The organism is Bacillus sp. DB-2, assembly GCF_003315125.1.
Lineage (GTDB): Bacteria > Bacillota > Bacilli > Bacillales > Bacillaceae_G > Bacillus_A > Bacillus_A mycoides.
The window spans coordinates 375,170-396,869 of record NZ_QNRN01000002.1 but is presented as its reverse complement, the minus strand read 5'-3'; the positions used below and the strand labels follow the sequence as shown (position 1 = coordinate 396,869).

At 33.6% G+C, this 21,700-nt stretch carries 20 protein-coding genes and 1 pseudogene; 14 read left to right on the top strand and 7 right to left on the bottom strand.

Going from position 1 to position 21,700, the window contains the following annotated elements:
• Positions 1–163: 163 nt before the first annotated feature.
• The 3 genes from DET63_RS04975 to DET63_RS04965 form a co-directional block, all read right to left on the bottom strand.
• Complete coding sequence (locus DET63_RS04975) at positions 164–352, bottom strand: Phr family secreted Rap phosphatase inhibitor (protein ID WP_002137631.1); 189 nt, start codon at positions 350–352, stop codon at positions 164–166.
• Positions 349–1,443 (bottom strand): response regulator aspartate phosphatase, encoded by a 1,095-nt coding sequence (locus tag DET63_RS04970; RefSeq protein ID WP_113936043.1) that lies wholly within the window; start codon positions 1,441–1,443, stop codon positions 349–351. Before DET63_RS04970 ends, DET63_RS04975 begins: the two co-directional genes overlap by 4 nt.
• Positions 1,444–1,721: 278 nt before the next feature.
• Complete coding sequence (locus tag DET63_RS04965; protein ID WP_113936042.1) at positions 1,722–3,188, bottom strand: protein adenylyltransferase SelO; 1,467 nt, start codon at positions 3,186–3,188, stop codon at positions 1,722–1,724.
• Positions 3,189–3,591: 403 nt separating this feature from the next.
• Between DET63_RS04965 and DET63_RS04960 the strand changes: the two genes are divergently transcribed.
• The 7 genes from DET63_RS04960 to DET63_RS04930 all read left to right on the top strand — a co-directional run bounded on the left by DET63_RS04960 (position 3,592) and on the right by DET63_RS04930 (position 11,080).
• A complete protein-coding gene (locus DET63_RS04960; protein WP_000432919.1) occupies positions 3,592–3,912 on the top strand; it encodes an ArsR/SmtB family transcription factor in 321 nt (106 codons plus the stop codon).
• A gap of 78 nt (positions 3,913–3,990) precedes the next feature.
• Positions 3,991–4,917: a DMT family transporter gene (locus DET63_RS04955; RefSeq protein WP_113936041.1), complete on the top strand. Its 927-nt coding sequence runs from the start codon at positions 3,991–3,993 to the stop codon at positions 4,915–4,917.
• Between the two features lie 118 nt (positions 4,918–5,035).
• The gene (locus DET63_RS04950) at positions 5,036–5,269 is read left to right on the top strand and encodes a 4'-phosphopantetheinyl transferase superfamily protein (protein WP_235661786.1); all 234 of its coding nucleotides are present in this window, start codon (positions 5,036–5,038) and stop codon (positions 5,267–5,269) included.
• A 420-nt stretch (positions 5,270–5,689) separates the two neighbouring features.
• On the top strand, positions 5,690–7,306 hold the full coding sequence (locus DET63_RS04945; RefSeq protein ID WP_113936040.1) for an FAD-dependent oxidoreductase: 1,617 nt from the start codon (positions 5,690–5,692) through the stop codon (positions 7,304–7,306).
• 213 nt (positions 7,307–7,519) lie between these two features.
• Positions 7,520–8,104: a TetR/AcrR family transcriptional regulator gene (locus DET63_RS04940; RefSeq protein WP_002087686.1), complete on the top strand. Its 585-nt coding sequence runs from the start codon at positions 7,520–7,522 to the stop codon at positions 8,102–8,104.
• Positions 8,105–8,162: 58 nt separating this feature from the next.
• Positions 8,163–10,484, top strand: a complete 2,322-nt coding sequence (helD, locus tag DET63_RS04935; RefSeq protein ID WP_113936039.1) for an RNA polymerase recycling motor HelD — start codon at positions 8,163–8,165, stop codon at positions 10,482–10,484.
• Positions 10,484–11,080 carry a hypothetical protein gene (locus DET63_RS04930; protein ID WP_113936038.1) on the top strand — a complete coding sequence of 199 codons (597 nt, stop codon included), beginning with the start codon at positions 10,484–10,486 and terminating at the stop codon, positions 11,078–11,080. The genes helD and DET63_RS04930 overlap by 1 nt, the downstream gene beginning before the upstream one ends.
• A 132-nt stretch (positions 11,081–11,212) precedes the next feature.
• Here DET63_RS04930 and DET63_RS04925 read toward each other — a convergent pair whose 3' ends face one another.
• From DET63_RS04925 to DET63_RS04915, 3 genes are all read right to left on the bottom strand, one after another.
• Positions 11,213–11,890 (bottom strand): YdcF family protein, encoded by a 678-nt coding sequence (locus DET63_RS04925; protein WP_113936037.1) that lies wholly within the window; start codon positions 11,888–11,890, stop codon positions 11,213–11,215.
• Positions 11,891–11,983: 93 nt separating this feature from the next.
• Complete coding sequence (locus DET63_RS04920) at positions 11,984–12,472, bottom strand: DUF3916 domain-containing protein (RefSeq protein WP_113936036.1); 489 nt, start codon at positions 12,470–12,472, stop codon at positions 11,984–11,986.
• Between the two features lie 15 nt (positions 12,473–12,487).
• Complete coding sequence (locus DET63_RS04915; protein ID WP_113936035.1) at positions 12,488–13,339, bottom strand: LysR family transcriptional regulator; 852 nt, start codon at positions 13,337–13,339, stop codon at positions 12,488–12,490.
• A 112-nt stretch (positions 13,340–13,451) separates the two neighbouring features.
• Between DET63_RS04915 and DET63_RS04910 the strand changes: the two genes are divergently transcribed.
• On the top strand, positions 13,452–14,678 hold the full coding sequence (locus tag DET63_RS04910) for an MFS transporter (RefSeq protein ID WP_113936034.1): 1,227 nt from the start codon (positions 13,452–13,454) through the stop codon (positions 14,676–14,678).
• 94 nt (positions 14,679–14,772) lie between these two features.
• On the opposite strand, the pseudogene DET63_RS30540 reads toward DET63_RS04910, so the two are convergent.
• Positions 14,773–15,000, bottom strand: a pseudogene (locus DET63_RS30540) (hypothetical protein).
• Positions 15,001–15,261: 261 nt separating this feature from the next.
• Here DET63_RS30540 and DET63_RS04900 point away from each other — a divergent pair.
• The 6 genes from DET63_RS04900 (at position 15,262) to DET63_RS04875 (ending at position 21,633) form a co-directional block, all read left to right on the top strand.
• Positions 15,262–16,389: a serine hydrolase domain-containing protein gene (locus DET63_RS04900; RefSeq protein WP_113936033.1), complete on the top strand. Its 1,128-nt coding sequence runs from the start codon at positions 15,262–15,264 to the stop codon at positions 16,387–16,389.
• 300 nt (positions 16,390–16,689) lie between these two features.
• Entirely contained in the window at positions 16,690–17,853 is a 1,164-nt protein-coding gene (locus tag DET63_RS04895; RefSeq protein WP_113936032.1) for an agmatine deiminase family protein, read from the top strand.
• A 176-nt stretch (positions 17,854–18,029) separates the two neighbouring features.
• Complete coding sequence (gene psiE / locus DET63_RS04890; RefSeq protein WP_002165314.1) at positions 18,030–18,449, top strand: phosphate-starvation-inducible protein PsiE; 420 nt, start codon at positions 18,030–18,032, stop codon at positions 18,447–18,449.
• A 178-nt stretch (positions 18,450–18,627) separates the two neighbouring features.
• Positions 18,628–19,560: a bestrophin family protein gene (locus DET63_RS04885; protein ID WP_002142623.1), complete on the top strand. Its 933-nt coding sequence runs from the start codon at positions 18,628–18,630 to the stop codon at positions 19,558–19,560.
• Positions 19,561–19,789: 229 nt separating this feature from the next.
• Positions 19,790–20,767: an agmatine deiminase family protein gene (locus tag DET63_RS04880; protein WP_113936106.1), complete on the top strand. Its 978-nt coding sequence runs from the start codon at positions 19,790–19,792 to the stop codon at positions 20,765–20,767.
• Positions 20,768–20,811: 44 nt separating this feature from the next.
• Positions 20,812–21,633: a MerR family transcriptional regulator gene (locus DET63_RS04875; protein ID WP_060749143.1), complete on the top strand. Its 822-nt coding sequence runs from the start codon at positions 20,812–20,814 to the stop codon at positions 21,631–21,633.
• Positions 21,634–21,700: the final 67 nt, after the last annotated feature.

Genomic DNA, 21,700 nt, shown 5'->3' with positions numbered 1-21,700 from the left:
ATTCCGTAGGGAAGCGTGTTCCCCTCAGTCTATGCTTACGAAAGGAGTGCGGGTTCGAATCCCGTCGGAGGCATATGGAAAGCCCTGTATGAAGAAATATTCGATTACATTAACTAAATAAGTGCATTTAAAAAAGACCTTCTTAATGGAAGGTCTTTCGTTTTTAAAGCGCTTTTACAGCTGTTGTTGAGTTGTAGTCTTTACTTACGTCAACAGATTGAACAAAGTCAGGTCTTTGTGGTGCAGGAAGATCAGCATGACCCGCTTGGTATGTAATTGAACTATGAATACCAGTAGCTAAAATACCGAAAACAGATAGTCCTAAAAAAACAGAGCCAATTTTTTTAATCATTTCAATGCCCCTTTCTCAAATGTTTTTTCTTTTGCCTGTAACGCCTTATGAAAATATTCGCTTGCCTTAATGTGGTTATTTTCACCATAAAATTTAACAGCTAATTTTTCTGAGTATTCTTGAGTGTAGTTATATAATAATTCTTTGTCGAAATACGTAATTCCTTTAAGAATAATTGTTTCTAATTCTTCAGAAGGAACATTATTATTTATTTCGTTTAGAATTTTAAAATGATATATATATTCTTCATTATTTAATTCCATACAAATTTTTAATCCTTTTTGGATTAACCCCTCAGCAATACTTGTTTCATCTAGTTTAGAGTGTTCTCTTGCTTGTAAGAAGAGAGCTTTGAAATGTGTAGGCCTCTTTTCAGTTACTTCTGATAGGTGACGTATTGCGAGTGTGGAGAGGTTTTGACTGGCATATAACCAACCCAAATTATTACGTACACTTAAAATTAATTCTTTTTCATCGGATTTTTGTAAAAGGTGTATTGCTGAATTATATTGCTCTTCTGCTTGTTCATATTGTTTTAAATATACAAATGAGGCACCTAATGTATTTTTACATAATCCAACTTTAACTTCGTAGCCAGCTTGTTTATTGAAAATCTCTTTAGCCTTTGTCGCATATTCAATAGATTCAATTGGTTGGTAAAAGTGATAATGGAAAATAGCCATTCGATAATAAAATTCAGCCTGCTCTAGATTATCAGTGTTATTTACTAATAATAATTTAGCCTGTTCATAATGCTCGCTAGCTAAGTTATAGTCTGTGGTTAAAGTTGCATAAATGCCTTTAAAGAAATGATAGTAGTAAGACAGTGGGTGATTAGATGAGATTACGTAAGAATCTATTTTATCAAAACTATCTTTTGAAATGCTTAAACTATCTGCTAAAACTTTAAATCGAAAGTCTAGTAATGAATGATATAATGCTAAGTTTTCATCTTCTTCAAAGTTTAGTTCCTTTTCCTCAATTTCATGCTTTAAATTCGTTGCCTGTGAAACATCTTGCTTTAGCATAGCTAAATACCAATCATTAAATAATTTCGTAATTTGTTCATTACCTTGTAGTTGAACGTTCATGAAATCCCCTCGCTTTTTGAATATTCTTATAAAATATAGTATCAAAAATAACAATATTTAGAAATGATGTTTTATATTTCTCAACATTTATTTAGTAGATTTACTATTAAACAAATTGGAATAAAGATAGTTTTGATATTTAGTTTAAGGAAGGAGGGAGTGGAATTTAGTAAGGATAGCTAAAGGGTGCTTCAGTCCGCTTTTTTGAAAGGGAAATGTATAAAAAGGTGCGTTCACACAATTTGTATGAACACACCTTTTAAAAAAGTATTACACAATCACGTCCCGCAAAAAGTACGATAAGGACGATTAGACGGCACAGGAGGCGTGCAGTAATCCGCTTGTTCTTGAGAATATTCATAAGGATTTGCTAAAGCTTGAAGAAGTTTCTCCATTACGCTATAGTCTCCATCTTTAACAGCTGCTTCTAGTGCTTCTTCTACTCTGTGGTTCCTGGGGATGATTACTGGGTTGTTATTTTTCATCAACTTGTAGGCATCATCTTGTGATTCTTTTTGTCTTTCTAACCGAGATTGCCATAGCTCGTACCATTCTTTAAATTCAGGACTTTCAAATAAAGGTGCATTTTCTAATGTATTGTCAGTTAATGCACGGAATGTATTTGTATAATCTGCTTTATATTTTTCCATCGCTTTTAAAAGTTTCTCAATAAGTGATTGATCATGCTCTTCATTGCTAAATAGTCCTAATTTCTTCTTCATTCCGAGGAACCAATTGTTTTCGTACTGCACGCTAAACTTTGAAATTTCATCTTGTGCAATCTTTAGCGCTGCTTCTTCATCTTCGTGTAGTATCGGTATTAAAGATTCAGCTAAACGTGCGAGATCCCATGCAGCCATATATGGTTGATTTCCGTATGCATAACGGCCTTGTGTGTCAATAGAGCTAAATACTGTTCCTTGATTATAACTATCCATAAAGGCACATGGACCGTAATCAATCGTTTCACCGCTAATCGTTATATTGTCAGTGTTCATTACGCCGTGAATGAAGCCAACGAGTTGCCATTTTGCGATAAGGCTTGCTTGTCTCTTAATGACTTCTTGTAGTAGTGCGACATATGGATTTTCAGTAGATTCAACCTCTGGATAATGTCTTTTTATCGTATAATCAGCTAAAGCTTTGAGATCTTCGATTGAGCCTCGAGCTGCGGCGTATTGGAATGTTCCAACGCGTATATGACTGCTTGCAACTCTAGTTAAAATAGCTCCAGGTAACTTCGTTTCGCGATAGATTGGTTCGCCAGTTGAGACTACTGCTAAACTGCGAGTAGTTGGAATATCAAGCGCGTACATCGCTTCACTAATAATATACTCACGTAGCATCGGACCGAGTGCAGCGCGGCCATCACCACGGCGCGAATATGGAGTTGGACCGGAACCTTTCAATTGAATATCAAACCGTTCGCCTGAAGGAGTAATTTGTTCTCCAATTAAAAGGGCACGACCATCTCCTAACATGTTGAAATGACCAAATTGGTGCCCAGCATACGCCTGAGCTAGCGGGTGAGCTCTTTCTGGGATTGCGTTACCAGCTAAAATGGCAACTTCAGCGTCTTTTTTTAGTTCCTCAGGATTAAAGCCGAGAGATATTGCTAAAGAATTATTTAGTTTAATTAACCCCGGTGAGTGTACAGGAGTTGGGGGGATTTCGGTGAAAAATGATTTTGGCAGGTCAGTATAGCTACTCTCTAAGTTCCAACCAGTTTCGTTTTTATTAGTCATCGTATCTCCTCCTTTTTGTGTATTTTGAAATTTCAATTGTAATTGGTTATTAATTATTTACTTGTACTTATATGTATTCTGTGTGAGGTTAACTAAAAATATTATACGTTTATTATGAATTATCCCCTTGAAATCTATTGTAAGGACTTCATTACATTGTGTCCATTTAACTGTCATAAAAACAAAACGATCTTATCAGATATGGAGAACATGATTCATTTAGCAGAACTTTTTATGTTAATAGAAGCAAAAGAAATTTTCGAATTTCAATTCCTATATTTACTAACTTCTGTTAGGAAAGATGATATACTTACAATAGTTGGGATACCATCAGCGACATTACCTCATTAACCCCACGCGGATGGTATCATTATAAATATATTTATTAAAAAGGATGCGAATCATGGAAAATTACGAATGCAAAAACAGAGAAAACATTCTTGAACAATTCAATTTGACGACTCCCATTTTCCAAGCATTGGGCGATGTAAATCGGCAACAAATTATCATGATTTTACTTAAAACCGATGGTTTAAATGTAACTCAAATAACAGAACAAATGTCAATTTCTAGACCTGCAGTATCCCATCATTTAAAAATATTAAAGCAAGCAGAATTGGTTAGACCAAAGAAACACGGAAAAGAAGTATATTATTCTTTGACAACCAGTAATTTCGTTATTTATATGAAAGAATTAGTATCTGCGATTGAAGCAGGGTATTAATTTTTTTGCATAACATGTTTATAAGTTTGAACATGTAAACGTGAAACTTACACATTTAACTAAATAGGAGGTACAAAGATGCAAAATCAAAACCAATCAAACAAGATTTATTTCTTACTTCTACTAGTTCCTTTGTTTTGGGGCGGTTCCTTCTCGACAGCTGAACATGTTGTAACTGAAATCCCGTCATTAGTCGCAGCTACTCTTCGTTTCGGTATCGCAGGTGTCATCCTGATGGTGTATTTAACAATTAAATCAGAATGGGATATGGCTTCTATCAAGAAAGGATGGAAAGGACTATTACTCGTTGCGTTAACTGGTATTTTCGGCTATAACGCTTTATTCTTTTTAGGTGTACACTATACGTCCGCTATCAATGGTTCATTAATTATTGCAACCATGCCAATCTTCGTTACACTAGGTTCGATTCTTTTTTTAAATGAAAAATGGAACAGTAAAGTCGGAATCAGTTTAGTACTATCTTTAGTCGGTGTTATTATCGTGATTACAAAAGGATCTCTTGATATGTTACTTTCCTTAGCATTTAATGTTGGGGATTTATTGTTTTTAGCAGCTCTAGCATGCGGCGTTATATATGGTTTAGTAGGGAAAGCTGTCATGAAAGACGTTTCACCATTATTTGCTACGACAATAATGACTGTTATGGGTTCTGTTTTCCTAGCAATCTCTTCCTTATATGAAGGGGGTTGGGACAAAGTACCTAGTATGTCTGCACAAAGCTGGTTAGAAATGTTTTATATGGTTGTATGTGGTACGCTCGTTGGATATATTATTTTCAATAAAGGTGTAGAGCAAATCGGGGCGAGCAAAGCGAGCATGTATCTGAACCTTACACCAATCGTTACGACTTTAATTTCTGTCGTATTCTATGGTTCTGTCATGAGTTGGAAAGAAGTAATCGGTATGTTATTTGTATTAATCGGTGTATATATCGCGACTGCAAAATCGGCAAATCAAAGCAAGAAAGTCGCTTTAAATGATTAAAGGAATAGGCATCGATATTACAGAGATTGAAAGATGGAAGAATAAAAAAATACTTCAAAAGCTATTTACAAAGTAAGAAGTACTGTGGGCAAAAGAAAATTATATCAATTATTCTATTATGTGGTGTATCAAAGAAGCGACAGTAAAGGCAATCGGTACTGGCTTTCAAAAGAACACCATGTGGAAAGATATAGAGATAGTAAACATTGATGGGAAATACGAAATACATTTTAGCGCAGCAGCAAGACAAACCTGTCACATTACGGCAGAAGATCAATTTCATATTGATGTGACAAGAAACAGTACGAGTGTGATATCACAAGTAATTTGGACTGATACTCATTTTGCGTAATTAATCTACTATTATAATAGAAGGAAATGAACAAAAAAACCTATGCATGGGCATAGGTTTTTTCTTATCAATCTAATTAACTTAAAGTCAATGCATCATTCATTCTCCGTACCTCATTTCTATCGTTGGTTCCAGTATAACGAGGTTTTTTGATAAAAATACACAAAAAACCCGAATCATGGGGCTTTTTTTAAGTGCCCATGATTCGGGATACAGTTCATATAACGAAGGCTCTTTTTGTTTTTTCCTTTTATTCATACACAGTCTTCATAGTTGTAGATGTATAAAAGGAAAAAAGTAATTTGGGGCGTAATCTATCTATATGATAATTCAAAATGAAATATAAGTCTATATTTTTGTTGGTTTTTTGATTATATTTATGTCACTGAGCTCAGAAGAATATATGTGGAGGGAAAATGTATGGAATCGAAACATGTACCAGTTTTAATTGTTGGAGGGGGATTATCAGGATTATCGTCTGCATTATTTCTTGCGAAACATAACATTGATTATGTACTTATTGAAAGGCATCCGTCTACTGCGATTCATCCGAAAGCGGGTGGAATTACATTTCGCACAATGGAATTATTCCGAGAACTGGGTCTAGAAAAAGGAATTAGATTAGCTGGTAAAGCATTAGAGAATTGTCACGGGAGAATTGCAGTTCAAACAATAGCTGAGGTAAAGCATGAAGAGTTGGAACAAATAAGGGCGGCGCAGTATGAAAATAACGAAAATTTATTTCGTAAAGTGGAAGAGATTAGCCCATCAAAACAAACTGCTTGTTATCAAATTACTTTAGAAGAGATGATGTTACAATGCGCGAAAAAATTAGGCGGAGAGCTATCTTTTTATCATGAACTGGTTTCTTATGAACAAAATGAGAACGGAGTAATAGCAACTATTCGAAATCGTGACACGAAAGAAGAGAGCATGATTCATTGTGATTATGTAATTGCAGCAGATGGAGCGAAAAGTAAAATACGTGAACAGCTAGGTATTCTAACTGAGGGCCGTGGTACAATCGGTGGTTATTATATGAACATATATTTTGAAGCGGATTTGAGTGAATTTATTAAAGGAGACGCATTCGGTTTTACTATGATACTTCATCCAGAAGTAATTGGTGCGCTTATTCCAGTCGATAACGAAAGTAAATGGATTTATCATGTAGCATATGATCCAGTAAAAGGGGAGCGACCAGAGGATTTCTCTATAGAACGCTGTAAACAAATTATTCAAACTGCAATTGGAAGTACGGATATTAAGCCAGAAATAGTAAGTGTTTTGCCGTGGGAAGCGAGTGAAAGTACAGCGGTAAAATTTCAGGACAATCGCATCTTTTTAGTTGGTGACTCGGCGCATATTATGCCGCCAACAGGAGGATTCGGTTCAAACACAGGAATACAAGATGCACATAATTTAGCTTGGAAATTAGCGGCTGTTATAAAAGGGAAAGCAAATCCAAAATTGTTAGAAACGTATCATGACGAGAGATATCCTGTTGCAAAATTAACGACGGACCATGCGAGTAGTATATTATTTCGTGCTGCGAATAGAGAGGAAGGTAATTTGAGTAATATGGATAGTTTAGCTGTCACTGCTGGTTATCAGTATTGCTCAGAAGCAATTATAGACGAATGTAACACATCGCATAGAATGAATATAGTTGATTTGAACGGACGCCCGGGAACGCGTGCGCCACATTTTTGGGGAACTTATGAAGGAAATGAAGTTTCTATACTTGATCTATTTGGTAGCAACTTTGTGTTACTTACTGGAGCAGAGCCTAGTGCTTGGAATGAAGCTGCAAATGTTGTTTCATCCCGATTAGGAGTAAAGATAAAAGTGTATCAGGTAGGTTTAACTGGTGATTTTATCGATCAAGGTAACTTTTTTAGAAAACTATACGGGATAGAAAATGGAGGAGCGGTAGTAATAAGACCAGATGGATTTATTGGATGGCGTACGGAAAATGAGGTAGTAAAGCCGGGTATATTACTTGAAGAGATAATGAATCGTTTATTATGTAATTAAATATAAAACCACCGCTTGTATTTCAAAAGCGGTGGTTTTATTGCTTACAACTTACAAAAATAAAATATTGTAAGTTGTAAGCGGATGTGCTAATCTTATAACCTACTTGAAAGATGAATTTTTTTGATTGCAACTTACAAATAATAAAAAATGTAAGTTGTTGAAATAACAGAAGATAATTTTATTATATAAACAAAATGGATGGTGAAAGAAATGACTGAAAAGGCATTGACGAAAAATGTTGTTTTGGATGCAGCGGAAAAGGAATTGATTAAATATGGATGGAGTAGGACGACACTCGTTAGTATTGCGAAATCACTTGATGTTAGTCATGCAGCTTTATACTCTTATTTTCGTAGTAAGGCAGCACTTCGAGACGCTATTTTGGAAAGATGGTTATTAAAGTATTCGGATCAACTTGAGAAAATTAGTGGGAAAGACGGAGAAACAGCAGTGATTTTACAAGAGTGGTTCTTATGTTTGTTCCAACTTAAACAGAAAGAGTTACTGGAAAATGAAGAGCTATTTACATTGAATAGTTCGTTAGTTCAGCAAAAAAATGCTGTTATCCAAAAACACGAAGAAAGATTAGTTAGACAATTGGAGAAGGTTATAAATCAAGGGATAGAGCGTAACGAGATTGAAAAACAAGACAGTTTATTTTTAGCGCATACGATTTTTGGACTCCTTTCACCGTTCTACCACCCTGCTTTTTCTGAGCGATGGAAAGAAGAGAAGATAAACGAAGAATTTCAAAAGTCATGGGAAATTGTTGCGCGTGGTATTTTTCAAAAGTAAAGAACTTCGTATCATATAAGGCTTTCAATCAGGAAACGTAATGAGAAGGGGAGATTATATGAGTCATTATAAAGAAGAACAACAACGTGTAAATGTAGTCATTGAAAAAGTAGACGAGGAACTGAATGAGCTGGACAGCCGAGTTGGTTCGATGAAGTCTGAAATTGTAAATATAAGAAAAAACTTTTGGGAAGATGTAAAAGTAAATATAGATAATATTAAAGAGGCGGTTGAAACGGCGGCTAGTATTAGGCAAGAGGCCGAGATTCTTTCGGAAAGGGAGCATACCCATCGACATGCGAAAAATGAATATAATCTTTTAACGAAAATAAAAGATACACCGTACTTTGGAAGAATTGATTTTAAAGAAGAACAAGAGGTGGATACTGATGAGATCTATATTGGTATCGGCTCTTTTTATGATAAAGAGACAGATGAATTTTTAGTATATGATTGGCGCGCACCTATTTCTAGTCTTTATTACGATTATTCTTTAGGAAGTGCAAAGTATATAGCGCCAATGGGGACAATATCAGGTGACTTACTTTTGAAACGTCAATATATTATCCGAAATGGTAACATTCAAAGTATGTTCGATACAGGTGTAACGATAGGGGATGAACTCCTTCAAGAAGCGTTAGGAAGAAATGCAAGTGAACAAATGAAAAGTATTGTAGCGACAATTCAAAAGGAACAGAACAAAATTATTCGAAACGATAAAAGTGATGTACTAATTGTGCAAGGGACGGCTGGAAGTGGGAAAACTTCAGCAGCTCTGCAACGGGTTGCGTATTTATTATATCGTTACCGCGGGACAGTAAACGCGGATCAAATTTTGCTATTTTCTCCGAATGAGTTGTTCAATAGCTATATTGCTAACGTCTTACCAGAGCTTGGTGAGGAGAATATGCAACAAACAACTATCCAAGCATACATGGAACATATGATTGGAAAAAGTTTTACTGTAGAAGATCCTTTTTCGCAGTTAGAATACATGTTAACGAAAGAACAGGAAAACGTGTATGAAACGAGGCTAAAAGGAATTCAATATAAATCATCAATTGAATTTATGGGGCTGATTGAAAAGTATGCGAGAAACCTTGGTGAAAAAGGGATGCAATTTCATGATGTAACATTTAAAGGGGAAATAATCATACATGCAAATGCAATATATGATTATTTTTATTCCCTAAACACAGCCATTTCAATACCGAATCGAATGCAACTTGTAACGGAATGGATTAGTAAAAAATTAAATAGCTTTGAAAAGAAAGAAGCGAAAAAAGAATGGGTAGAGCGGGAAATTCAATATTTAAATAAAGAAGATTATAATCGTTTGTATGAAAAGTTAGAGAAGGATAATCAATTTGATTATTACGAGAAAGAGCATGAAGTGTTAACGAAATATGTAGTGAGAAAGCATTTCCGTTCGGTGCGAAGAAAGGTGAAATCTTTAGCTTTTGTAAATCATTCTGCAATATTTCAGCAGTGCTTTGAAACGATCCAGAAAGATGTTTTCGCACCGGATGGTTGGGAAGAAATATGTAAGCAAACAGTAAAGTGTTTAGAGGAAAAGCGATTAGCATATGAAGATGTAGCTCCTTATTTATTTTTAAAAGAATTAATAGAAGGTTTTAAAACGAACCATCTTGTGAAATTTGTATTTGTTGATGAAGTACAAGATTATACACCATTTCAATTAGCGTTTATGAAACGACTGTTTCCGAAGGCAAAGTGGACGTTGCTCGGTGATGTAAATCAAAACATTTTCGCTCATGCTAGTAATAGAGGAACAAATATAATTTCAACGTTGTTTGCAAATAGCAAAGTAGAAACCATTCAGTTAAATCGTAGTTATCGCTCAGCAAAACCTATTATTGAACTTACAAAACATATCATTCCGAACGGGAAAGAAATTGAAGCTTTTAATCGGGATGGTAAGAAGCCGTTATGTATAAAAGTGAATGATGAACAAGAGCGTGTGGAAAGTATCATTGATAAAGCAAGAGATTTGCAAGAGAAAGGTCATAAATCAATTGCGATCATTTGTAAAACCAATGAAGAATGTATGAAGGCTATGGAGTTAATAAGGGATAAATTAGACTACCATTTTGTGCAGAAAGAAAATACGACTTATGAGAAGGGCGTTGTTATTATTCCTGCTTATTTAGCAAAAGGGATAGAGTTCGACGCTGTTATTATATTTGATGCTTCAAGTGATATTTACAGCAAAGAATCTGAACGGAATTTATTTTATGTAGCATGTACACGAGCGATGCATGAATTATATGTATATTATGCAGGAGAGATTACGACAATGCTTTCGAAAGTACCGAAAGCATTATTTCAAAACGAAACGAGTAAAGGGAGAGATGCTTAATGGCTAATCAATTAAATGCTTTTCAAAACTGTAGTAAGGAAGTTTCAATGTTATTACCAATTCCGAAGTATGTAAAATTAGTGCATGAGCATGAAGAACTACGTGACGGTGTAAATGTTGAAATTCAGCGTTATCAAGCAGAAGAACCACTGAATTATGGTGGCTCTCATATAACAACTATTACTTCTCAAAAGAGTAAGCATCTTTTAAGTTACACGAATATGATGCCAGTATACGCTAATAAACTACCTCATAAGGATGAGGCAGAGAAAATAGCGATGGATGTAATGGAAAAGGTTGATCGACAATATGCAAAGGGCCTAACTTTGCTTCGTATAGAAAAACAAACGAGACATTATGTTGACGGGGGACAAACTGTGGAGTTTCCTGTTCTATGGATAAAGATGATGCATAATAACGGAAGTTTTAACTGGGTGACAATTGGTGGTGACGGACAAATCATTGAATTTGAGCGAGAAGTACGCTGGGATTATATGATGAGTCGTCGCCAAACAGAAATGTGGTATTACGATGATTGGGTATTGGCGCGCATCGGGAAAGGACCGGAATTATTGCCGCCAGCTGCGTTGGCTTAATATGTGTACAATGGTAGGCGTCTATGTGGGGGAATGAAAAAGGAAAAGTAATTTTAGTGTTATTTATGCATCATTAGAATATTCGGGAAGCCTTTATATTGGCTTCCCGATATTTTATATGTTGAAAAAATATTATGCAAGATGTTGGTAATATGATACGTATTTTTCTAACCCTTCAATCTCTTTCTCAGGAGGTTCAATTCCACCTTTTCGGCCGTAGCAAACATTTCTCAAGTATTCGCCGAAAATCATAGAGCGACTTTTCTCGTTTTCCATCCAATTATATCTATTAATTATAAAATCACCATCAAAACTTGTATCAAATGTATATGGAATACAAGTTATATGTTTTGGTAAATGTTTTTTTAATACTCTATATTGCCGGCCTGCTCCTAAGCTTTTACATACAAATAGTAAACTATTAATTGTTGTAAAATCAAAGATTTTCTTAGCTTCAATTACATTTGCGATAGAATGGAGAGAGTTTTTCTCGAAAACGATAGCATCTTCCGGTACACCGTGTTCAATTAACTTGTTAACAATTACTTCGGATTCTGATAAATCTCCATAATGCCAGTTTGGATGTTTCATTCCATGTAAACTAGTACCACCTGTGACGATAATTTGTGCACCTAAACCTTGTTGATAAGCATGTAAAGGAGCTTGCCAATTACCAGGATGGGAACCACCGAAAACGAAAATTGCATCACACTGTTGTGGTGTTGATTTTTTTAGGAAAGCGATTTCGGTTATTTCTTCAATTTGTTTTTTCGTAAGATGTGGGACTTCAGGATATTTAGGGATTACCATATGAAAACCTCCTATATAGTGAAATGTTAAATTCATTATATAGCGATTTTGTTTAGTAGAAAAAGGGAAGCTTTTCATTTGGCAGTTCCCCTTTTATGATAACTCTCCTATAAACAAAAGTTCTCCTTCATCATAAAATCCATCTTCATCATGGATTATCTCTTGGAAATGCAATGTTTGGATGCTGTTAGAAATTGATATTTTCCATTCACGCCCGAAGTCGGAAGCATTGGAGAGGGGAATCCATTTTTGAAATTCGTTATCTCTATTGAAAAAATTTTGAAAGTAGTCATCGTTTTTAAATATGATGATTTGTGAGTTCCATAAGCTTGCTATTTTGATCATAACAACGACTCGATATGTATTTGTATCGTTCGGTTTCATTGTCATTAATTGATTTGCTTGATTTAACAGGGTTTGAATGCACAATCGCTTTACTTTCCTAGGTGTTGTACTAGAATCGATAAAAGCTTGAGAGCCTGGTAAAGGCATATGCCAGTATTCATCGTTATAGAAAGTAGACGGAAATGCTTTAGTAGAGTCTTCAATTCTTTTTATAAGAGTTTTTGTTTTTCGTTTCATTCCGCGTATTTTTTTTCACGCATTGTTGATCATCTCCATAAATTTTTGCAAGGCAGCTGAGTGGAAAATATCTTTTCGAATAATAAAAGTAGTAGGAACCTTTCTAAAGTGATTTGGTAATGTATTTAAAGATAAACCATGTTCGTAATCTGGAATAATAGATTTCAGCATAATAGCCGTACCCATACCTGATTTTACACATGCAAGTATTGCTTCAATTGTTCCGAACTCTAGTATTCTTTTAGGTGAAATCCCTTCTTCTTGAAGCCAGTTTTCTAATAGTTTTCTGTAATAACAACCTTGACTAAAAGCGAGTAAATTCAGTTCTTCTATTGTTTTAAAGGAAGATAGAGGAGTCTTGCTAATGAGAACGAGTTCTTCTTCTCGAAATGAAAGTGTATGAAGTTCAGTATGCTGAATATTTCCAGCGATAAGAGCCCCGTCTAGTTTTCGCTCTAAAACGAGCTGAGTTAATTGGTCTGTCGTATTTGTTTCTAGAATCAATTCAACTTCTGGATACTTTTCATAATAGGTCGTTAATATAGACGGGAGACGAACGGCTGTTGTCGATTCTGTACACCCGATTTTTAACGTACCTTTTGGCTCGGTTCCGTTACTTTGGACAGCTTGAATGGATTGATCGATTAGATGGATGATTTGTTCTGCATATGTTAATAAAATTTCTCCGTTAGAAGTTAAAGTAACGCCTTTTCCATTTCGATAAAATAAAGGCACACCTAACTCAATTTCTAGTTGTTTTATACGCATCGTTACACCTGATTGTACATAGTTTAAGTTTTTAGCAGCATGAGATATATTTCCTACTGTCGCAACTTCGTAAAAAACCGTTAAATCTTTTATGTCCATTTATTATCACCCCGAAAAAGGTATCAATTTTTTTGATGGATTCTATTATTAACACTTATTTTACATGATATCAGAACCTTCATACAATGAAAGGGATATGGGGGAGATAACGTTGATAAGTGAAGAAAAAATTGAAAAGTACAGTAGTTCTAATAAATGGATGATGTTAACTTTGGCAACGGTAGCACAGGCAAGTGCAACACTTATAACATATGGAGTAGGGGTACTCGCTTTATTTTGGAAACAGAAATATGTACTTTCGAATATGCAGGTTGGGTTGTTAATAAGTGCTGTAAATATTGGTCCGTTGTTTTGTATGCTTTTTGCCGGAAGGTTACTTGATCGATATAATGAAAGAATATTAATTGGAGCGAGTGCCGTATTACTTGGCGGGGCGCTTTTACTTGCTCATACGGCAAGGGGATTTATTGGGTTATTATTTGTCCTTTTTTTAATAGGGACTTTTTATAGCGTATCCCAGCCAGGTGGAAGTAAAGTAATCTTGAAATGGTTTCCGAAAGAGATTCGCGGATTAGCTATGGGAATACGGCAAGCTGGTATACCTATTGGCGGGGCGTTAGCAGGAGTAATAATCCCTTTGCTTACAATTAAATTTAGTTTAGCTTATACGATAAATGTTATTGCAACTATATGTATAATAGGCGGGTTATTGTTTTTCATATTTTATAAGGAATCGTACGTACGAGAACACACGAGCCAAGAAAATGTAAGTATTTCTTTTTGGATGCAGTTAAAAAAGGTAATATGTAAAAAAGAGCTGTATCCAATTTTTATTACAGGTATTTGCATGATTTCTTTACAAATGATATTAGTCGGACATTTTATAAAATTTTTAGTCATTGAAAAATCGATAACACCTATTGTAGCAGGGAAAGTATTTTCAGTTATGCTATTTTCAGGAATGATTGGGCGAATTATATTAGCTACAATAAGTGATACATATTACAAAGGTGATCGTCGTACACCTTTATTAATAACTGTATGTATTTCTTGTTGCTTAATTTTAGTTGTTGTAATGAGTATAAACACAATGACACTTGAGGTATTGTTTGTGATGAGCGGACTGCTAGGGTTCTTTGCGATTGGTTGGTTTAGTCTTTTTATGGTTGAAGTTGCTGAGTCTGCAAGTGAGGAATCGGTAGGGATGACAGTGGGTTTTGCGCTTACGTTAAATCAAATAGCTATTATTTTTATGCCTGCTTTGTTTGGTTATATAGTAGATGGAAAAGGCTACACATATGCATGGATGGGGATAGCTGCATTATTAAGCGTTTCAGCGGTGAATTTATGTAACAGTAAAAGAATATTAAAAATGTAAATCTTTTATGAAGAAAATCTAAAGAAATGTCGTGAGAGTGACATTTCTTTTTTTATATGCTGTATAATCAATTTAGAAATGAGATTGGTTTTCATTAACGCTCATTTCCTCTTTTGAAATTACCTGTAATTTTAGCCATAATAAGCTGTTTTTCTTTTTCGTTACTTGCCCGATTTATTTTGTTTTAAAAATTTTCAGCATCATTTCCTTTTAAAATTATAATCTTTTTTCCTTAATATTCAATTAAAACTATATTGTTTTTTGTTACTCGATAATGAAACATCATATCATCTAAACGATTGCGCTTATCGGTCTTTTTCAAATTAACGCCTCCATTCTTGTTAATGTGTAACGAATGTTACATAAAAAATTAAAATTAAAGTTGGATGTATCCGATTGTAAGGTGGAAATTTTGTAAAAAAGAACTACAATAGAGAGTAGTTAAAATTTGAACGTTAGAAAAAGGAATCTAGTTTACTATGAGGAATAATAGAGTAGATAGATTATAAGATATTTAAAAATTAAAAGATATAGAATAGAATGGAAAAGTATAAAGTGAAACTAGATAAAAGAGGGTTCCCATATGTTTAAGAAATGGTTAATCGCTTTCTTTGTTTTTGCTATTTTTTGTGGGAGTGTCGCTGCACTCATACATGCAAATAAAGAAAAGAAATACAGTTTGAAGGCATTTTCAAATTTTGAGGATAAAGTTGGAAATGTTCAATCGAAAGTTGATGCGAATCAGCAAAAACGTTATGATATTGCAGCAACGAAACTCGATCAATATTTAAAAGATAAAGGATTTAACGGAACGGTTCTCGTAACGGATAAAAATAATGTGGTTTTACGAAAAGGCTACGGGTATGCGAATATAAAAGATAAAGTTTTAACAACGCCAAGAACAAAATATCGCATCGGTTCCATAACGAAAACAGTAGTTGCAATATCTATATTACAGCTAAGAGAAAAAGGGAAATTGAATATTGAAGACAATGTAAATAAGTATATTCCATCGTTTCCAGCAGATAAAAACATTACGTTACGAAATTTGTTAACACATACGTCCGGATTACCAGATCAGGGACAAGGTAGTGTTGATGCGGCATCACGTTTAAAGTTAGTAACGTGGATTGGAGCGCAAAAGTTGCAATTTCCTGCAGGGACAGGATGGAAATATACAGATTATAATTATATGGTACTTGCGTATATTGTAGAAAAGATATCGAATAAACCGCTTGCTGAATATGTGAAAGAAAACATTTTTACTCCTGTTGAAATGAATGAATCTGGTATGGGTGCAACTCTCCCTGAAGATATTTTCTTAGCAGAAGGTTACACGAAAAAAGATAATGAGTTAATAGCTACACCCCGCTTAAAAATGAACTGGCTGTATGGTTGTGGTGAAATGTATACGACCGTTGAAGATATGAAAAGATTAGATGAGGCTATTATGGATGGAAAGCTGATTTCTAAACAAAGCTTATCAGATATGTTTACAGTATCACCTGCGAGAAAATATGGATTTAGCTTCTATATTTACCCAGATTATTATCATAACCACGGTGTATTAGCTGGCTGGAACACTTTTAATAATTTTAACTGGGATAAAAGAACGTTTGTAATATTATTCTCTAACGTACAAAATGGTATGAATGATACATTTAATCAAGAGTTTAGGAAATTAGCGAATGATTTAATAGAAGGAAAATAATTATTTGAAAATCGGTATTGATATAAAATTATCAATACCGATTTTTTTATTTAATAATGTTTTATTTAGTGAACAAGCAGGTATGAGAGTGGATTAGTACTAGAATAAATTTATGAAGGAAGTCAAATGATATTAATGTTAAATATAGGGAATATACTTTGTGAATGTCATCTATTTGTATTGAAATTATGTGATTATCATGCGGAAGAATAATTGGTAATTTTTACATTGATGAAAAAGCTTGAGCTTCACACTATGTTAAGCCTTACAGTATTGTAGACATGAACAGGAGGTTGAAAAATGAAAAAAATAGTAAAGTTTTGTTTAATAGCTACATTATCTACAACGATTATTAGTGGATGTTCTTTTGAAGGGAATAATGAAAATGCCAAAGGGAAAGAGAAAGAGGATAAAAAAGTAGAGGTACAGAAAAACGCTGGAAAATATACGATGCCGGATGAAAAAGATAAACATGAAGGTACATGGCTACAATGGCCTCATGAATACACATATGGTCAAGAGTATAAACAAGAAGTTGAACCTATTTGGATTAAGATGGCAAGTGCTTTAACTGAGGGTGAAAAAGTCCACATTGTTGCATATGATGAGGAAGAGAAAGAGCGAATCAATAAGCTTTTAATAGATAAAGGGCTGAATATGGATAAAGTTGATTTCTTTATCGCTCCTACTGATGATGTGTGGGCAAGAGATAGTGGACCGATTTTTGTTTATGACAATAATAAGAATCTGAAAATATTAGATCCAGCATTTAATGGTTGGGGAAAGAAAACTCCATATAAAAATGATGCCCGTATACGTGAGAATGTTAGTAAACAATTAGAGATTGAAAGAATTGATTGGGGGAAATTTGTCCTTGAAGGTGGCGCAATTGAATTAGACAGCAATGGGACTGCTTTATTAACTCGAAGCGCAGTAACGAATAAAAATAGAAATCCTGATTTATCAGAAGCGGAAATTGAAAAATATATAAGTGACCTTGGGGTGACAAACTTTATTTGGTTAGATGGAGTGCCTAATTTAGATATTACTGATTTTCATATTGATGGATTTGCTAAATTCCATGATAAATCTACAATCGTAACGATGGCAGAAGATGACTTGGCTGAATGGGGCTTGTCAAACAAAGATATGGATAAATTGTTAGATGCAAAAAATGCTTCAGGACAGAAATATAAGTACGAATACTTACCGCTTAGTAAAGATAAAGTTACTTTAGAAGGTGGAAAAACTCTAGATTATAAGGGGTCGTATATCAATTATTATGTTGGGAATACAGTTATATTGGTGCCTAACTATAATGATCCAAATGACAAAATCGCAAACGATACGATTCAGAAATTATACCCGGATCGTAAAGTAGTGGGAATTGATGTGAGAGAGCTTTATAAAAATGGCGGAATGATCCATTGTGTGACACAGCAACAACCGATTCAATTGAAGTAATCGATTATAGTTTCGTTATGTTGCTTTATAGACAAAATAGGTGAAATGCTAACTTTACTTATTTTGTCTTGTTTTAACATCTGTAACAAGATAGGAATGTATAATTTTAATGTAACGATAATTAGATAAAAGTATATTGTCATTATTGTTTTATATGGAAAAGGAGAAAAATGTTTGTGTTAAAGAATTTAAAAAGAGTATTTTCGTTTTTCCCTATCGTTCTACAGTACATTATAAATGTAGCTTTGATCTGTTTGGGAATTGTTTTAAGTGTGTTTCTTATGAAAGAAGTCATTCAATTTATACAAGAACTTAAATTAAATAGTGAGGAATCTAGTTATCATTTAATTGATAGCATTGTCGTATTCTTTTTATATTTTGAATTCATCGTAATGATTATAAAGTACTTTCAAATGAATTTTCATTTTCCATTACGTTATTTTATATATATAGGTATAACTGCTATTGTTCGTCTAATTATTATAGACCATGATAGTCCAATGGATTCATTGATATATGCTTGCGCGATTCTTGTATTAATTAGTGCTTTATTCATTGCAAATTCTAAAATAATGCGTCGTGATTTAGAAGAGTGAACGTTTGTTGTTTAAATCAAAAAAGATGTTTTATCTTTTGGTAAAAAGGAGTAACAGTATTGAAAGAAATAATCTTAACCAGTTTTATAATAATAGGGTTTATGATTCTGCTATTTAATTGTATACTTTCATAATTTAAAAGAATAAAAGGTTAATAAGGAAAGAGGTTTTTGTAAGTATGGTTCATTACAATAATCAAAATAGTTTACATCAAATATTTACATTAAAAGGAACGGTTGTAAGAGATATTTTCCCGCAAATTTTATTATATATATGTATTTCAACGATAGTAACTGTGATTAATTATTATTATGTAGAAATAAAAATTAATCAAACTCCTTGGGTAATTGTTGGAGGAGCTTTAGGTCTACTGTTAGTTTTTCGTACTAATACTGCCTATGATAGGTATTGGGAAGGTAGAAAGTTATTTGGAACGGTTGGTGCTTGTACTAGAAATTTGGCAGTTAGTTTTTTATGTTATTGGGAGTCTGAAGGGAAAAAGACGGATCAGGAAAAATTAAAATTTTTACATTTGTTAATTGCTTTTCCAAAGATAGCGAAAGGACATTTGAGAGACGAAAAAGATTTATCCGAAATAAAAGCATTGTTTGATATTTGTTCTGAGAAGGAAAAAGAAATGTTGGCTGAGTCTATTCATTTACCGATTAGTATAGTTTTTATGTTAAAAACTATACTATCAAAAGGTTTGAAAACGGGTCAAATTCACCCAAATGCAATAATTAATATGGAAGCTGATTTGAATACTCTGCTTACGGCTGTGGGTGGATGTGATCGGATCAAAACAACGCCTATTCCTTTTGCATATTTTGCTCATATTAAAATTTTACTGCTCATATTTTGCGGGACTTTATCGATTGGTCTTGTTGATAGTCTTGGATGGTTTACAGTACTTGCAACTACGTTTATAAGTTTTGCATTTATAGGGATTGAAGCAATAGGAGTTGAAATTGAGGATCCATTTGGTCAAGATCCAAACGATCTTCCGCTAGAAGGGATTTGCATTGGGGTAGAAACGCATTTAGTGAATTTATATAATCAAAACGCTCTATTAGAAGTAATGGATTTGAATCTTGATAAAAAAGTCATCTAATCCTTCATTGTGTACGACGATTAAAATTTAAAAATCTTGTCAAGAGTCAGTTTACGGCTTAACGACGTCTTTATATTTTTTATATAAATATATAATATTTCTCCGTGCTATAATCCATTCATGAAATGTGCACGTTTCAAAAATTGTAATGAAAAGAGAAATGAATTGGGGAATAGTTAGCTTATTGAAAACAGTTATTCAATCATTATTAAAAAGCGAGGTAAGTAATATGGAACAAAAACATAGTGGCATTATTTTTACTGCAATACCAGATGAATCGAATGAATATTATCGACCATTTTATGAAGACATTATTTATTTTAATGAATATTTAAATGCAAATAAAGCATTTACCGATCAACTTATATCTTTATCTGTTGAAGAGCAAGACTTTCATACAAACTTTTTTGAGTATGATGATATTTGGCTAAGAGATGTTGCACCAGTTGTAACAAATCATCTAGTCAAATTCAAATATCAACCGAATTATTTACCGAAAGATCAAGGGCGATATTTAGATCAACAATTTAATAAATGGTTGAAAAAAAACGACTTTGAATATGTGACATCTCCATTGATATTAGACGGTGGAAATCTTATTTGGAATAAAAAAGATACCGTTATATTAACGGAACGCATATTTGATGATAATTATGATTGGACGGAAGAAGAAATTATAGAGCAACTGGAATGGGATTTAGATGTGAGTCGGGTTATTATTATTCCTGCTGAAGAGGGAGATGTACTTGCACACGCAGACGGGATGGTTAAATTTATTGATGAACATACAATGTTTATTAGTGATTTTTTAGGGGATCATGAATTTAGATATAAGGTTCAAGAGATTATTCAAGAGCAAATGCCAGAGGCTGAATTTATAGTTGTTCCTTCGTCATATACAGAGAAGGGGCAATACGATGAAGAGATAGCGTCAGCAAAAGGTTTATATATAAATATGTTAGAAACATGTGATACGCTTTACGTTCCTAAGTTTGGATTAGCTAAAGATGAGGAAGTTTTACGATATATTCAACAGCATACTGAGAAACAAGTTATTCAAAGTCATGTAGGAGAAATATCGACAATGGGAGGCGCGATGAATTGTTTAACGTGGTATTGTCCTAGTCATTTGTTACCTTCAAAAATGAAAAGGCTGAACGATCAGAATGAAGGTTCTTCAATCAGAAAAATATTTGATTGGTTTTAATAAATAAGCTTATATATAAGAAAATGTATTCAAGGGGTATTTATATGTATACAATTACTGAATTTTCACGGATTTGTAAAATGAGTACACGAATGTTAAGGCATTATGATAAAGAGGAAATATTGAAACCAGCATATGTGAATCCAGTAAATGGATATAGATATTATGAGCAAGGGCAGCTTGAAATAGCGTTGAAAATTAAAAAGCTAAGGGAGTACAAGTTCCCTTTACCGAAAATTAAAATAATTCTTCAATCATCAGATCAAGATTCATTTATTAAACATATGCAATCGCAAATTATAGAGTTGTCTCATGAGGTGAAACAAAATTTACAGGTTATTTCAGAAATGAATGAAATGGTAAATATGAATCATGCTTTAAATACTGCTTGTCATAGAAATTACGATATATTTATTGGAATGAGAAATGAAATAACAGTAATTGCTCAAAGACTGCAAATAAATATAGATGATATGGATGATTATTTTTATGACTTATATGAAAAAGTACAAAAGCATAACTTACAAATGGTCGGTTCGCCCTCTACGGTCTTTTATGATGAAGAGTATATTCCAAATGAAAGTGATGTTGAATTAAGGATTCCGGTCATGCATGGGAACAATAAAGATGTAGTACAAGAATATGAAATAAAAAAATTAAATCCACATCAAATCGTTACTACTATGCATTATGGAAGTTATGACTATATAGGCTACGCCTATATTGCGTTAGAAAAATGGATTGAAAGAAATGGATATGTAATAGATGGTTCACCATATGAGGTCTACATAAAGGGATCTGAATGTGATTGTTTAGTAGAAGAGTATGTCACACAAATTTGTTTTTTAGTTACGAAAATAGAATGAGAATAAGGATTGACATTAACATTATGTCAATCCTTATTCTATTTATGTAAGTAATTCATCATAATAA

What these genes read in the sequence shown, in the direction of transcription:
- DET63_RS04975 (WP_002137631.1), bottom strand. Translation starts at nt 352, where the DNA reads ATGATTAAAAAAATTGGCTCTGTTTTTTTAGGACTATCTGTTTTCGGT.
- DET63_RS04970 (WP_113936043.1), bottom strand. Translation starts at nt 1,443, where the DNA reads ATGAACGTTCAACTACAAGGTAATGAACAAATTACGAAATTATTTAAT.
- DET63_RS04965 (WP_113936042.1), bottom strand. Translation starts at nt 3,188, where the DNA reads ATGACTAATAAAAACGAAACTGGTTGGAACTTAGAGAGTAGCTATACT.
- DET63_RS04960 (WP_000432919.1), top strand. Translation starts at nt 3,592, where the DNA reads ATGGAAAATTACGAATGCAAAAACAGAGAAAACATTCTTGAACAATTC.
- DET63_RS04955 (WP_113936041.1), top strand. Translation starts at nt 3,991, where the DNA reads ATGCAAAATCAAAACCAATCAAACAAGATTTATTTCTTACTTCTACTA.
- DET63_RS04950 (WP_235661786.1), top strand. Translation starts at nt 5,036, where the DNA reads ATGTGGTGTATCAAAGAAGCGACAGTAAAGGCAATCGGTACTGGCTTT.
- DET63_RS04945 (WP_113936040.1), top strand. Translation starts at nt 5,690, where the DNA reads ATGGAATCGAAACATGTACCAGTTTTAATTGTTGGAGGGGGATTATCA.
- DET63_RS04940 (WP_002087686.1), top strand. Translation starts at nt 7,520, where the DNA reads ATGACTGAAAAGGCATTGACGAAAAATGTTGTTTTGGATGCAGCGGAA.
- helD (WP_113936039.1), top strand. Translation starts at nt 8,163, where the DNA reads ATGAGTCATTATAAAGAAGAACAACAACGTGTAAATGTAGTCATTGAA.
- DET63_RS04930 (WP_113936038.1), top strand. Translation starts at nt 10,484, where the DNA reads ATGGCTAATCAATTAAATGCTTTTCAAAACTGTAGTAAGGAAGTTTCA.
- DET63_RS04925 (WP_113936037.1), bottom strand. Translation starts at nt 11,890, where the DNA reads ATGGTAATCCCTAAATATCCTGAAGTCCCACATCTTACGAAAAAACAA.
- DET63_RS04920 (WP_113936036.1), bottom strand. Translation starts at nt 12,472, where the DNA reads ATGAAACGAAAAACAAAAACTCTTATAAAAAGAATTGAAGACTCTACT.
- DET63_RS04915 (WP_113936035.1), bottom strand. Translation starts at nt 13,339, where the DNA reads ATGGACATAAAAGATTTAACGGTTTTTTACGAAGTTGCGACAGTAGGA.
- DET63_RS04900 (WP_113936033.1), top strand. Translation starts at nt 15,262, where the DNA reads ATGTTTAAGAAATGGTTAATCGCTTTCTTTGTTTTTGCTATTTTTTGT.
- DET63_RS04895 (WP_113936032.1), top strand. Translation starts at nt 16,690, where the DNA reads ATGAAAAAAATAGTAAAGTTTTGTTTAATAGCTACATTATCTACAACG.
- DET63_RS04885 (WP_002142623.1), top strand. Translation starts at nt 18,628, where the DNA reads ATGGTTCATTACAATAATCAAAATAGTTTACATCAAATATTTACATTA.
- DET63_RS04880 (WP_113936106.1), top strand. Translation starts at nt 19,790, where the DNA reads ATGGAACAAAAACATAGTGGCATTATTTTTACTGCAATACCAGATGAA.
- DET63_RS04875 (WP_060749143.1), top strand. Translation starts at nt 20,812, where the DNA reads ATGTATACAATTACTGAATTTTCACGGATTTGTAAAATGAGTACACGA.